The organism is Halomonas sp., assembly GCF_033549285.1.
Taxonomy (GTDB): domain Bacteria; phylum Pseudomonadota; class Gammaproteobacteria; order Pseudomonadales; family Halomonadaceae; genus Halomonas.
On the sequence record NZ_JAWSUJ010000074.1, the window covers coordinates 1 to 12,361 of the forward strand.

Below are 12,361 nucleotides of genomic sequence, written 5' to 3' on the forward strand. Positions count from 1 at the left end.
ACGCCGTGTCGGGGCTTGCGACCTTCTGCCATCAGCCGCGGGCCCTCGAGCGACGCGGGCCACGCCGGCGCCGCCCGCTCTTGCCCGACTTGTCACCGGGCTTGCCGTCGCCCGCCTCGACCGGCTTGTCGCCCCCGCGACGCTTGCGCGGCGTCCGCTTGGGACGCGGCTTGTCGTCGGCCAGCTCGAAGTCGATCTTGCGCTCGTCGAGGTCGACGCGGGCCACCTGCACGGTGACGCCGTCGCCCAGGCGGTAGCTCATGCCGCTGCGTTCGCCCTTGAGGCGGTGCTTCTCGGGCTCGTAGTGGTAGTAGTCGGAAGGCAGCGAGGTGACATGCACCAGCCCCTCCACGAACACCTCGTCGAGGCGCACGAAGATGCCGAACTGGGTCACCGAGGCGATGCTGCCGTCATAGACCTCGCCGAGCTTGTCGGACATGAACTCGCACTTGAGCCAGTCCTCCACGTCGCGGGTGGCGTCGTCGGCGCGCCGCTCGGTCATCGAGCAGTGCTCGCCGAGCTCGAGCATCTGCTCGAAGGTGTAGGGGGCCCACTTGCTGGGCGGCTCCACGCCCGCCCCCTCGGCACGCAGCACGGTATTGGTCTGGCGCGGGCCACGGATCACCGAACGGATGGCGCGGTGGACCAGCAGGTCCGGGTAGCGACGGATCGGCGAGGTGAAGTGCGCGTAGGCCGGATAGGCCAGGCCGAAGTGGCCATCGTTCTGCGGCGAGTAGACCGCCCGGCTCATGGAGCGCAGCATCACCGTCTGGATGACGTCGGCATCGTCACGCCCCTTGATCGCCTCGGCCAGGTCCCGGTAGTCCTGGGGGCTGGGGTCGTCGCCGCCGCCGAGCGACAGGCCCAGCTCGTTGAGGAACAGGCGCAGCTTGTCGAGGCGTTCCGGCGAGGGCTTCTCGTGGATGCGATAGAGGGCCGGCAGGTCGTGCTTGTCGAGGAAGCGCGCGGTGGCCACGTTGGCGGCCAGCATGCACTCCTCGATGATCTTGTGGGCATCGTTGCGCGAACGCGGCACGATCTTCTCGATCTTGCGCTCGTCGTTGAAGATGATGGCCGTCTCGGTGGTCTCGAAGTCGATGGCGCCCCGCTCCACCCTGGCCTCGCGCAGCAGCGTGTAAAGGGCGTGCAGGTTCTTCAGCGACGGCACCAGCTCACGGTACTCCTCGCGCAGGGCATCGCCCTCCTCTCCCTGGTCGTCGAGGATGGCCGCCACCTTGTTGTAGGTGAGGCGCGCATGGGACTGGAACACCGCCTCGTAGAAGCGGTAGCGACTGATCGCCCCGCTCTGGGAGATGTTCATCTCGCAGACCAGCGCCAGGCGGTCGACGGCCGGGTTCAGCGAGCAGAGCCCGTTGGAGAGCAGCTCCGGCAGCATCGGCACCACCTGGCCCGGGAAGTACACCGAGTTGCCGCGGGTGATCGCCTCCTGGTCCAGGGCACTGCCGGGACGCACGTAGTGGGAGACGTCGGCGATCGCCACCAGCAGCTTCCAGCTGCCCGACTTGGTCTTCCAGGCACAGACGGCGTCGTCGAAGTCCTTGGCGCTCTCGTCATCGATGGTCACCAGCGGCACGTCGCGCAGGTCGATACGATGGTGCTTGTCCTGCTCGGCCACCTCGGCGGACATGCCGGCGATCTGGTCGTGGACATCCGGCGGGAACTCGGCGGGGATCTCGTAGCTGCGGATGGCGATGTCGATCTCCATCCCGGGATCCATGCGCTCACCGAGCACCTCGACCACCTCGCCCACCGGCTGCACCCGGGTCTCGGGCTGCTGAGTGATCCTCGCCGAGATCACCTGGCCGTCCTGGGCCCCGCCACAGGCGCTGTGGGGAATGATGATCTCCTGGGTGATGCGCGAGTTCTCGGGGATCAGCACCCCGAATTCCGGCGTATTGGCGCGGTAGACGCCGACGATGGTCTGGGTGTTACGTGCCAGCATCTCGACGATGGTGGCCTCGTCGCGGCCCCGACGATCGCGCCCGCTCACCCGCACCAGCACGTGGTCGCCGTGGAAGACCCGGCGCATCTGCCGCGGTGGCAGCACCAGGTCGGGCTTCTTGCCGTCGTCGCGAAGCAGGAAACCGAAGCCGTCACGGTGTCCCAGCACCTTGCCCTTGATCAGGTCGAGCTTGTCGATCAGCGCATAGGCCCCGCGGCGGTTGCGCAGCACCTGGCCATCGCGCTCCATCGCTGCCAGGCGCCGGCGCACCGCCTCCTGAAGCTCCTCGTCCTCGAGGCCCAGCTGCTGGCTCATCGCCTCGTGGGTGAGCGGCTTGCCGGCCTCCTCCAGGCGGGCGAGCAGGTATTCGCGGCTGGGGGCGGGCTTGTCGTACTTGTGGGCTTCGCGCTTGGCGTGCGGATCGTCGCTGAGCGTCCAGTGGGTCATGCGGTGGGCATCCTTGGCGGCATCGGGAGCAGCGTGATCGAAAGGGCGCGGGGACGACGTCCGGCGCGTGGCATCTGGCATTTCGGGTCGATTGTCATGGGCGCAGTATAGCGCCGGTGCCCCCATCACCCAACCATGGCGACGCCGGCGACGCCTGGCGGGTGACAAAAAATCCTGCACGGCGCGACCCGTTCCCCTTGCATCGCCGAGGGAATCCGGTACCATACGCCTCGCCTGCCCAGATGGCGGAATTGGTAGACGCGCTAGCTTCAGGTGCTAGTGTCCTTACGGACGTGGAGGTTCAAGTCCTCTTCTGGGCACCATCGGTATCCGATAGACCGGATATCGCGGGAGTTCGCTCCCATGCTCTTTGTCAGCTCGGATCGCTCGTGTTCGCCCAGGTGGCGGAATTGGTAGACGCGCTAGCTTCAGGTGCTAGTGTCCTTATGGACGTGGAGGTTCAAGTCCTCTCCTGGGCACCATCGCAGAGGCGATGACCGCGAACACGACGACAGCATGATGCGCCCAGGTGGCGGAATTGGTAGACGCGCTAGCTTCAGGTGCTAGTATCCTTACGGATGTGGAGGTTCAAGTCCTCTCCTGGGCACCACTCCTCGCGTCATGCAGACGAGTCCACATTGCAGCCCCACAGGAAACCGCGACGCCATGTTCGCGGTTTTTTTGTGCCCGCCGATCAGAAGCGGCCGGGCAGCCTGGCCACGGCCTCGAGCCCCCAGCCCGCGGTCTCCACCTCGGCCTCCAGGGCCGCGGCGGCCGCCTCGGGCAGCTGCGGGAAGAAGTCCAGCCCGGTACGCGCCTCCAGCTCATCGATGCTGACCAGGAAGTCATCCAGCGGCTCGTCGCCCGCCACCCGCTGCGGCATGAGGAAGGCCAGGGCGAGGGGCTCCTCGCCCGGCACCACCAGGATCTTGTAGAAGGCCTCGGGCACCTCCACCAGGCCGACCCGATTGAGCACGTTGTCCCGGAACGACGCCGGGAAGACCGGGCCGGTGATCACCTGGAGGGTACCGAAGCGTGGCACGAAGCGATCCATCACCACCTCTTCCAGGCGCTGCCAGAGGCGCCGGTTGAGCTCGGGCCGCTGGGGTGACATGTTGCTCATCAGGAAGGTATCGTGCTGCGCCGCCCTGCCGTGGACCGCGGCGATGGCATAGTTGGGGGCGAGATGCCCCCGGTCATAGCCGCTGCCGAAGTAGCTGTCCGGCGCGATCGGCCACAGGGCCCGCCAGTCGCGCCGGAAGCCGGGTCGCGGCCCGGCGCCGGGGTCCTCGACCTCGTGCAGCACATAGCTGACCCACAGCGGATTGACCCTCACGTCGGACCACCCCACCAGGAAGCCGTCGTTGCGCAGCACGCGATGGAAGCTCAGCGGCGTGAGCTCCTGCCAGGTGGTGACGCCCTGCCAGCTGAGCCCGTCACGCAGCTCGCGCTCCTGGAAGTGCCAGAGCCCGGTGGCCACGACCACGAACAGCGCCGTGATACCGAAGCGACGCACCTGGCGCCGCCAGCGGTTGGCGACGCGCCTTCGTCTTGCTGCCATGCCTGACCCTTCCCTGTCCGATCATGCGGCGGGCACGCGGCCCGCGCCCTCCCTCACCAGCCCAGCGAGAACATGGTCTCCAGGTCATGACGGGAGTGGACCTGCATGGCATTGAGCGTCTCGGTGTCGCGAATGCCTTCGACGGCATTGAGGCGCCCGGTCACCAGCTCGGCCAGGCTCTCGAAGTCACGGGTGCGCGCGATGGCCACCAGGTCATAGCGGCCACAGGTGGAATAGACTTCGCTGATGCCCTCGACATCGGCCAGCCGCTCGGCCACGGCCTTTACCTGGCCCTTCTCGGCATTGATCAGAATCACCGCGTTCTGCATCGGACTTCTCCCTGCTCTGGGCGCTTGCGCGCACGTCTCGTTCTGCACCCGACCGGACGGCCGCCGCAGCTGGCGCGAGTATAGCAGCGCCATCGAGGCCGCTGAACCGAGGGAGCAGGCCAGCCACGGAGGGGCTACTCCAGGACTGCCGACTGTGCGGCGGATTGCCGCACAGCCGAGGGCCGGTTCGCTAACCCCTTAACAGTTTACTACCATTGACCGAACGAACTCCGCAGGGACGCGCCTGTCGGACCAAGAGGTGAATCGAACCACCCGCCAAGAAGAAACGGGCACACCGCGTGCCCTCCGTGACCCCAAGACCCACCGTGATGACAAGGAGAGACCATGGCCGACCACAGCCGTCGTGACTTCATGCGTAACAGCCTGCTGGGCCTTGCCGCCCTGCCCCTCGGCGCCGGCATCCTGTCGAAGAGCGCCTTCGCCCAGGACCTGCCGCGGCTCGACCCGAGCGCCGAACAGGCCCAGGCCCTGAACTACGTCGAGAACGCCAGCGACGCCAGCGACCACCCGGCCTACGAGGAAGGCGAGCAGTGCGACAACTGCATGTTCTTCCAGGCCGACAGCGAAGGCTGCCAGCTCTTCCCGCAGAACAGCGTCGAGCCGGGTGGCTGGTGCCAGTCCTGGACAGCCCAGGCCTGACCCGCCCTCACAGGAAGCACGAGACCCGCGCCATGGCGCGGGTCTCTTCGTTGGAACACCTCAGTCACGGCGCTCCTCCTCGGGCAGCGGCCAGTGGTAGCGGCGCACCACCTCCTCGTCCTGCACCGACTCCAGCCGCACGGGGAAGCCCCACAGCTGGTGAAGGTGGCGGATGACCGGGTAGACGCTGCGCGCCAGCGGACGCCGACTGTCCTGGACATGGCGCAGGGTCAGCGACCGGTCGCCACGGATGTCCGCCGAGTAGATCTGGATGTTGGGTTCGCGCACGGCCAGGGCGTACTGGGTGGCGAGGGACTCGCGGATGCGTCGATAGCCGCGCTCGTCGTGGATCGCCGCCACCTCCAGCATCTCCTCCTGGTCGTCGTCGACCACCATGAACAGCTTGAGGTCACGGATCACCTTGGGCGACAGGAACTGCTGGATGAAGGATTCGTCCTTGAAGTTCTTCATGGCGAACTCCAGGGTCTCCCGCCAGTCGCCGCCGGCGGTGTCGGGGAACCAGCGACGGTCCTCTTCCGTCGGCGCCTCGCAGATGCGCCGCAGGTCGGTGAAGATGGCGAAGCCCAGGGCATAGGGGTTGATGCCGCTGAAGTAGGGGCTGTCGAAGGCCGGCTGGTTGACCACCGCGGTATGCGACTGCAGGAACTCCAGCATCAGCCCCTCATCCACCAGACCCTCGTCGAAGAGCCGGTTCATCAGGGTGTAGTGCCAGAAGGTGGCCCAGCCCTCGTTCATCACCTGGGTCTGGCGCTGGGGATAGAAGTACTGGGCCAGCTTGCGCACGATGCGCACCACCTCACGCTGCCACGGCGCCAGCAGCGGGGCGTTCTTCTCGATGAAGTAGAGCAGGTTCTCCTGGGGCTCAGGGGGATAGCGGCCACCCTCGTGAAGACCCAGCGGGTCCTCCTCGTCGGCCATGCCGGGCAGCGCATCCCCGCGCGGGCGACCCGGGATGGTGCGCCACAGGGTGTTGACCTGGGCCTGGAGGTGCGCCTCGCGCTCCTTCTGGCGCCGCGCCTCCTCGGCGGCGGAGATCGGTGAGGGGCGCTTGTAGCGATCGACGCCGTAATTCTGCAGGGCGTGGCAGGCATCCAGCAGCTGTTCCACCGCGGCCACGCCGTGGCGCTCCTCGCACTCGCTGATGTACTTACGGGCAAACACCAGGTAGTCGACGATGGAGGAGGCATCGGTCCAGGTGCGGAACAGGTAGTTGCCCTTGAAGAAGGAGTTGTGGCCATAGCAGGCGTGGGCCATGACCAGCACCTGCATCATCAGGGTGTTCTCCTCCATCAGGTAGGCGATGCAGGGGTCGGAGTTGATCACCAGTTCGTAGGCCAGCCCCATCTGGCCGCGGCGATAGGCCTGCTCCACGGCCAGGAACTGCTTGCCGAAGGACCAGTGGTGATAGCCCACCGGCATACCCACGCTGGCATAGGCATCCATCATCTGCTCGGTAGTGATGACCTCGATCTGGTTGGGATAGGTATCCAGGCGATACTCGTCCGCCAGGCGTGCAATCTCCTCCTCGAAGGCGTCGAGGATCTCGAAGTTCCAGTCGGAACCGGTGGCGATGGGCTTGCGTCGGGTCATGCTGCCTCCTCGGGCCGCCTGCTCTGGTGGTCAAGTGCCGGCAATGCGGCGCTTGAACAGCTCGCGGAAGACCGGATAGATGTCCCCGGCCTCGACGATCTGGCGCATGGCGAAGCGCTCGGGGTACTCGGCCTCCACCCGCTCGTACTCCTCCCAAAGTGCCTGGTGGGCATGCGGGGTGATCTCCACATAGGTGAAGTACTGCAGCCTTGGCATCAGGCGCTCGACGAGCAGGTCGCGACAGGTGATGGAGTCATCGTCCCAGTTGTCGCCGTCCGAGGCCTGCGCCACATAGAGGTTCCACTGCCCCGGGGGGTAGCGCGCCTCGATGATCTCGTCGACCAGCGTCAGGGCGCTGGAGACGATGGTGCCGCCGGTCTCCCGGGAATAGAAGAACTCCTCCTCGTCGACCTCCTTGGCCGCCGTATGGTGGCGCACGAAGACCAGCTCGACCTTCTCGTAGTTGCGCTCGAGGAAGAGGTAGAGGAGCAGGAAGAAGCGCTTGGCGATGTCCTTGTGGGCCTGGGTCATGGAGCCCGAGACATCCATCACGCAGAACATCACCGCCTTGCTCGAGGGCTGCGGCTGGTCGACCAGGTTGTTGTAGCGCAGGTCGTAGGTATCGATGAAGGGCACCGCCTCCAGGCGCTTCTCCAGGCGCTCGATCTCCGCCTTGAGCTCGGTGATTCGCGCCGGGTTGCGCAGCACCGGGTCCTTGCGCTCCTCCTCGGCCAACGCCTCCATGGCCTCGCGCAGGGCACGACGGATTGGCGCCCGCATGGCGATCCGCCGGGCCTGGGCCTCGCGCATGGAGCGCACGATATTGATGCGTGCCGGCACTCCCTCCTTCGACACCCCGGCACGCACCGGGCGCACCTCGTCGAGGTCCACCAGGTTCTTGCGCTCCAGATGGGGCAGCTCCAGGCCGTCGAAGACGAAGTCGAGGAACTCCTCGCGGCTCAGGGTGAAGGCGAACTCGTCCATGCCCTCACCCTGGTTGGAGGCGCCCCCCTCCCCGGCACCGTCGCCACCCCCGCCGCCGGGGCGGCGCAGCCGGTCCCCCTCGACGAATTCCTTGTTGCCTGGCGCGACGATGGCGCGCTTGCCCCCCGGGCCGTGCTGGAAGACCGGTTCGGAGATGTCCCGGGAGGGAATCGAGACCTTCTCGCCACGCTCCATGTCGGTGATCGAGCGACGGTTCACCGCCTCTTCCACCGAGCGCTTGATATGGGTGCGGTAGCGGTCGAGGAAGCGCTGACGGTTGACCGCGCTCTTGTGCTTGGCATTGGCTCGACGATCGATGAAATAGGTCATGACGACCTCCTCGGCCTACTGCGACTTGCGTACCCGCAGGTACCACTCGGAGAGCAGCCGCACCTGCTTCTCGGTGTAGCCACGGTCGACCATGCGCGCCACGAAGTCCTCGTGCTTCTTCTGGTCTGCCGTCGAGGCCTTGGCATTGAAGGAGATCACCGGCAACAGTTCCTCGGTGTTGGCGAACATCTTGTGCTCGATCACCCCCCGCAGCTTCTCGTAGGACTGCCAGCTGGGGTTCATGCCGTTGTTCTGGGCACGCGCCCGCAGCACGAAGTTGACCACCTCGTGGCGGAAGTCCTTGGGGTTGGAGATGCCGGCCGGCTTCTCGATCTTCTCCAGCTCCTCGTTGAGGGCCTGGCGGTCGAGGAACTCGCCGGTCTCGGGGTCGCGGTACTCCTGGTCCTGGATCCAGAAGTCGGCATAGGTGACGTAGCGGTCGAAGATGTTCTGGCCGTACTCGGAGTAGGACTCGAGGTAGGCGGTCTGGATCTCCTTGCCGATGAAGTCGACGTAGCGCGGGGCCAGGAACTCCTTGATGAAGCGCAGGTAGCGCTCGAAGGTCTCCCGGGGAAGCTGCTCCTGTTCCAGGCGCTGCTCGAGCACGTAGAGCAGGTGGACCGGGTTGGCCGCCACCTCGTGGTTGTCGAAGTTGAACACCTTGGAGAGGATCTTGAAGGCGAAGCGCGTCGAGAGCCCCTCCATGCCCTCGTCGACCCCGGCCGCATCGCGGTACTCCTGGATCGACTTGGCCTTGGGATCGGTGTCCTTGAGGTTCTCGCCGTCATAGACCCGCATCTTGGAGTAGATGCTGGAGTTCTCCGGTTCCTTGAGCCGCGAGAGCACCGAAAACTGGGCGAGCATGCGCAGGGTATCCGGCGCACAGGGCGCCTCGGCCAGCGAGGAGTGCTCGAGCAGCTTCCTGTAGATGTTGATCTCCTCGGTGACCCGCAGGCAGTAGGGCACCTTGACGATGTAGACCCGGTCGAGGAACGCCTCGTTGTTGCGGTTGTTGCGAAAGGTCTGCCACTCGCTCTCGTTGGAGTGGGCCAGCACCACGCCGTCGAAGGGGATCGCCCCCATGCCCTCGGTGGGGTTGTAGTTGCCCTCCTGGGTCGCCGTCAGCAGCGGGTGCAGCACCTTGATCGGCGCCTTGAACATCTCGACGAACTCCATCAGCCCCTGGTTGGCCCGGCAAAGCCCGCCGGAGAAGCTGTAGGCGTCCGGGTCGTCCTGGGAGTAGAGCTCGAGCTGGCGGATGTCCACCTTGCCCACCAGCGAGGAGATGTCCTGGTTGTTCTCGTCGCCGGGCTCGGTCTTGGAGATGGCGACCTGGTTGAGCCGCGAGGGATAGAGGCGCACCACCCGGAACTGGGAGATATCGCCGCCATACTCCTTGAGCCGCTTGGCGGCCCAGGGCGACATCACGCTCTTGAGGTAGCGCTGGGGGATGCCGTACTCCTTCTCGAGCAGCTCGCCATCCTCCTCCGGGGAGAACAGGCCCAGCGGCGACTCGTAGACCGGCGAGTCCTTGATGGCATAGAAGGGGACCTTCTCCATCAGCAGCTTGAGCCGCTCGGCCAGGGATGACTTGCCGCCGCCCACCGGGCCGAGCAGGTAGAGGATCTGCTTGCGCTCCTCGAGGCCCTGGGCGGCATGGCGGAAGTAGGCGACGATCTGCTCGATGGCCTCTTCCATGCCGTAGAACTCGGCGAAGGCCGGATAGCGGCGGATCACCTTGTTGGAGAAGATGCGGGACAGCCGCGGATCCTTCGCGGTATCGATCACCTCTGGCTCGCCGATGGCCTCCAGCATCCGCTCGGCCGCCGTGGCATAGGCCACGGGCTCCCGGCGGCAGAGTTCCAGGTACTCCTGCAGGCTTATCTCTTCCTGCTGGACGCGAGCGAAGCGGTTCTGCACATGATCGAAGATGCTCATCGATGCCTCCTGTATGCCCGGTTCCCCGGCCACTCAGACATGGTGGCGACAGGCCGGGGGTGGGTCTCATCAGCGTAGACAGCATCAGCGGATAACGGTTTGCCTCACCAATCAACGCAGCCGAGCCCTTACCCCTCAGAGCCCGGCGAGTACCACTGGGTTCATGAGGAATCACGAAAGATTAAACGCTGAAACGACGCTGCCCGCCGGCGACGGCCGGCGGGCAGCGGATCAGGAGCGGGAGCAGGCGACCGGCAGGATGGCCGCGACGGGAGTCAGAGCCGAGCGGCCAGCCGGGTTCCCTGCTCGATGGCCCGGCGGGCATCGAGCTCCGCCGCCTCGTCGGCACCGCCGATGACATGTACGGCCATCCCGGCCGCCTGGAGCGGCGCAAGCAGCTCTCGCACCGGCTCCTGGCCGGCGCAGACCACCACGCTATCGACCTCGAGACAGCGCGGTTCGCCATCGAGGCGAAGATGCAGCCCCTCGTCGTCGATGCCGAGATACTCGCAGCCGACCAGCGTCTCGACCCCGCGATGCCTGAGCGAGGCCCGATGCACCCAGCCGGTGGTCTTGCCGAGCCGCTTGCCCGGCCTGCTGGTCTTGCGCTGCAGCAGGGTGACCTGGCGGGGCGTCACGGGACGCTCGGCCGCCTTGAGGCCGCCGCGCCCCGCCACGCCCAGGTCCACTCCCCACTCGTCGCACCAGGCCGCGACCGACGGCGCGCCGTCGCCGGGATGGGTCAACAGCTCCGCCACATCGAAGCCGATCCCCCCGGCGCCGATGATCGCCACACGCCGGCCGACTCGCTCGGGATGGGTGATGGCCGTCGGGTAGCCGATGACCTTCGGGTGGTCGCTGCCCGGCAGCGCGAGCCGGCGCGGTCGCACGCCGGTGGCCAGCACCACCGCATCGAAGTCGCGCAGCGTCTGGACATCCGCCTCGGTCCCCAGGCGCACCGTGACGCCCAGCCTGTCGAGCATCACCCGGTAATAGCGCAGGGTCTCGTGGAACTCCTCCTTGCCGGGAATCCGCCGCGCATGGTTGAACTGGCCGCCGAGCTCCGTTGCTCGCTCGAAGAGGGTCACGGCATGGCCGCGCTCGGCGGCGGTGACCGCGGTGGCAAGCCCGGCGGGGCCACCGCCCACCACGGCGATCGCCTGCGGCGCAGCGGCCGGGGTGACCACCAGCTCCGTCTCGTGGCAGGCACGCGGATTGACCAGGCAGGAAGTCACCCGCCCCAGGAAGACCTGGTCCAGGCAGGCCTGGTTGCAGGCGATACAGGTGTTGATCTCCTCGCTGCGCCCTGCGGCGGCCTTGCTCACCCAGGCCGGGTCGGCCAGGAAGGGGCGCGCCATGGAGACCATGTCGGCGTGCCCCTCGGCGAGCACCCGCTCCGCGACCTCCGGCATGTTGATGCGGTTGGTGGTGATCAGCGGCACCCCGAGCTCGGCCTTCATGCGCCGCGTCACCTCGGTGAAGGCGGCCCGGGGCACGCTGGTGACGATGGTCGGGACGCGCGCCTCGTGCCAGCCGATGCCGGTGTTGATCACATCGACCCCGGCGGCCTCGAGGGCGCGCCCCAGGGCAACGACCTCCTCGAAGGTGCTGCCCTCCTCCACCAGGTCGATCATCGACAGCCGGAAGATCAGCAGGAAGTCGCTCCCCACCACCTCACGGATGCGCTTCACGATCTCCACCGGGAAGCGGAGGCGGTTCTCGAGGCTGCCGCCCCAGGCATCGTCGCGATGGTTGGTGCGCGGACAGATGAACTGGTTGATCAGGTAGCCCTCCGATCCCATCACCTCGACGCCATCGTAGCCGGCCTCCCGCGCCAGGGTCGCGCAGCGCACGTAGGCTTCGATGCGCGCCTCGACCTCGTCGCCGGAGAGTTCCCGGGGCACGAAGGGGTTGATGGGGGCCTGGAGCGCCGAGGGCGCCACCAGCTCCTGCGTGTAGGCGTAGCGCCCGGCGTGCAGGATCTGCAGGCAGATGCGCCCGCCGGCCTCGTGCACGGACTCGACCACCTCACGATGGTCCGCCACCTGCTCGGAGCGCTCGAGAGTCGCCGCGCCCTCGAAGACGGCGCCCTCCGGAAGGGGGGCGATGCCGCCGGTGACGATCAGCCCGACCCCCTCACGGGCCCGCTCGGCATAGAAGGCCGCCAGCCGCGTGAAGCCGCCCGGCGCCTCCTCGAGGTTGGTGTGCATGGAGCCCATCAGCACCCGGTTGGGCAGTGTCAGGTGGCCGACCCTCAGGGGGCGGAACAGCTGGGGATAAGCACTCACGGCAGGGTCCTCACGGTCGGAACGGCGATCGAATTCAAACAACTGTATGATAGTCGAGCCGGATGACGCAAAGGATCATCGACCAATGATAGCGGGGAGCGGGAGAGGAAGCCTGGCACCAACGAGACAGCCCCGAGGCCTGGAAGGCCTCGGGGCTGAAGAATTCGTATGCAGATGGCGGACCGGACGGGACTCGAACCCGCGACCTCCGGCGTGACAGGCCGGCATTCTAACCAACTGAACTACCGGT

General features: G+C 66.7%; 8 protein-coding genes and 3 tRNA genes. 4 read left to right on the forward strand and 7 right to left on the reverse strand.

Annotated elements, in window-relative coordinates; translation table 11 throughout:
* Nucleotides 1-31: 31 nt before the first annotated feature.
* Complete coding sequence (gene rnr, locus SCI24_RS15200) at nt 32-2,410, reverse strand: ribonuclease R (protein ID WP_318726183.1); 2,379 nt, start codon at nt 2,408-2,410, stop codon at nt 32-34.
* A 236-nt stretch (nt 2,411-2,646) separates the two neighbouring features.
* Here rnr and SCI24_RS15205 point away from each other — a divergent pair.
* The 3 genes from SCI24_RS15205 to SCI24_RS15215 all read left to right on the forward strand — a co-directional run bounded on the left by SCI24_RS15205 (nt 2,647) and on the right by SCI24_RS15215 (nt 3,020).
* Nucleotides 2,647-2,733 (forward strand) — tRNA-Leu (locus SCI24_RS15205).
* 72 nt (nt 2,734-2,805) lie between these two features.
* Nucleotides 2,806-2,892, forward strand: a tRNA-Leu gene (locus SCI24_RS15210).
* A 41-nt stretch (nt 2,893-2,933) separates the two neighbouring features.
* A tRNA-Leu gene (locus tag SCI24_RS15215) sits at nt 2,934-3,020 on the forward strand.
* A gap of 84 nt (nt 3,021-3,104) precedes the next feature.
* Here SCI24_RS15215 and SCI24_RS15220 read toward each other — a convergent pair.
* Together SCI24_RS15220 and SCI24_RS15225 are read right to left on the reverse strand one after the other, a co-directional pair.
* Nucleotides 3,105-3,971 carry a DNA/RNA non-specific endonuclease gene (locus SCI24_RS15220; RefSeq protein ID WP_318726184.1) on the reverse strand — a complete coding sequence of 289 codons (867 nt, stop codon included), beginning with the start codon at nt 3,969-3,971 and terminating at the stop codon, nt 3,105-3,107.
* 53 nt (nt 3,972-4,024) lie between these two features.
* Nucleotides 4,025-4,300, reverse strand: coding sequence for an Lrp/AsnC family transcriptional regulator (locus SCI24_RS15225; RefSeq protein ID WP_023004511.1), 276 nt, complete (start codon nt 4,298-4,300; stop codon nt 4,025-4,027).
* A gap of 345 nt (nt 4,301-4,645) precedes the next feature.
* Here SCI24_RS15225 and SCI24_RS15230 point away from each other — a divergent pair, with 345 nt between their 5' ends.
* Nucleotides 4,646-4,960 (forward strand): high-potential iron-sulfur protein, encoded by a 315-nt coding sequence (locus tag SCI24_RS15230; RefSeq protein WP_318726185.1) that lies wholly within the window; start codon nt 4,646-4,648, stop codon nt 4,958-4,960.
* Nucleotides 4,961-5,020: 60 nt separating this feature from the next.
* Here SCI24_RS15230 and SCI24_RS15235 read toward each other — a convergent pair whose 3' ends face one another.
* The 4 genes from SCI24_RS15235 to SCI24_RS15250 all read right to left on the reverse strand — a co-directional run bounded on the left by SCI24_RS15235 (nt 5,021) and on the right by SCI24_RS15250 (nt 12,111).
* Nucleotides 5,021-6,571: a SpoVR family protein gene (locus tag SCI24_RS15235; RefSeq protein ID WP_318726186.1), complete on the reverse strand. Its 1,551-nt coding sequence runs from the start codon at nt 6,569-6,571 to the stop codon at nt 5,021-5,023.
* 30 nt (nt 6,572-6,601) lie between these two features.
* Nucleotides 6,602-7,885 carry a YeaH/YhbH family protein gene (locus tag SCI24_RS15240; RefSeq protein ID WP_318726187.1) on the reverse strand — a complete coding sequence of 428 codons (1,284 nt, stop codon included), beginning with the start codon at nt 7,883-7,885 and terminating at the stop codon, nt 6,602-6,604.
* Between the two features lie 15 nt (nt 7,886-7,900).
* Nucleotides 7,901-9,823, reverse strand: coding sequence for a PrkA family serine protein kinase (locus tag SCI24_RS15245; protein ID WP_318726188.1), 1,923 nt, complete (start codon nt 9,821-9,823; stop codon nt 7,901-7,903).
* 275 nt (nt 9,824-10,098) lie between these two features.
* Complete coding sequence (locus SCI24_RS15250) at nt 10,099-12,111, reverse strand: NADPH-dependent 2,4-dienoyl-CoA reductase (protein ID WP_318726189.1); 2,013 nt, start codon at nt 12,109-12,111, stop codon at nt 10,099-10,101.
* Nucleotides 12,112-12,361 lie beyond the last annotated feature (250 nt).

Excerpts from the sequence above, each read along its gene's own strand:
- SCI24_RS15230 (WP_318726185.1), top strand. The coding sequence starts at position 4,646 with ATGGCCGACCACAGCCGTCGTGACTTCATGCGTAACAGCCTGCTGGGC.
- SCI24_RS15245 (WP_318726188.1), bottom strand. The coding sequence starts at position 9,823 with ATGAGCATCTTCGATCATGTGCAGAACCGCTTCGCTCGCGTCCAGCAG.
- SCI24_RS15220 (WP_318726184.1), bottom strand. The coding sequence starts at position 3,971 with ATGGCAGCAAGACGAAGGCGCGTCGCCAACCGCTGGCGGCGCCAGGTG.
- SCI24_RS15235 (WP_318726186.1), bottom strand. The coding sequence starts at position 6,571 with ATGACCCGACGCAAGCCCATCGCCACCGGTTCCGACTGGAACTTCGAG.
- SCI24_RS15240 (WP_318726187.1), bottom strand. The coding sequence starts at position 7,885 with ATGACCTATTTCATCGATCGTCGAGCCAATGCCAAGCACAAGAGCGCG.
- rnr (WP_318726183.1), bottom strand. The coding sequence starts at position 2,410 with ATGACCCACTGGACGCTCAGCGACGATCCGCACGCCAAGCGCGAAGCC.
- SCI24_RS15225 (WP_023004511.1), bottom strand. The coding sequence starts at position 4,300 with ATGCAGAACGCGGTGATTCTGATCAATGCCGAGAAGGGCCAGGTAAAG.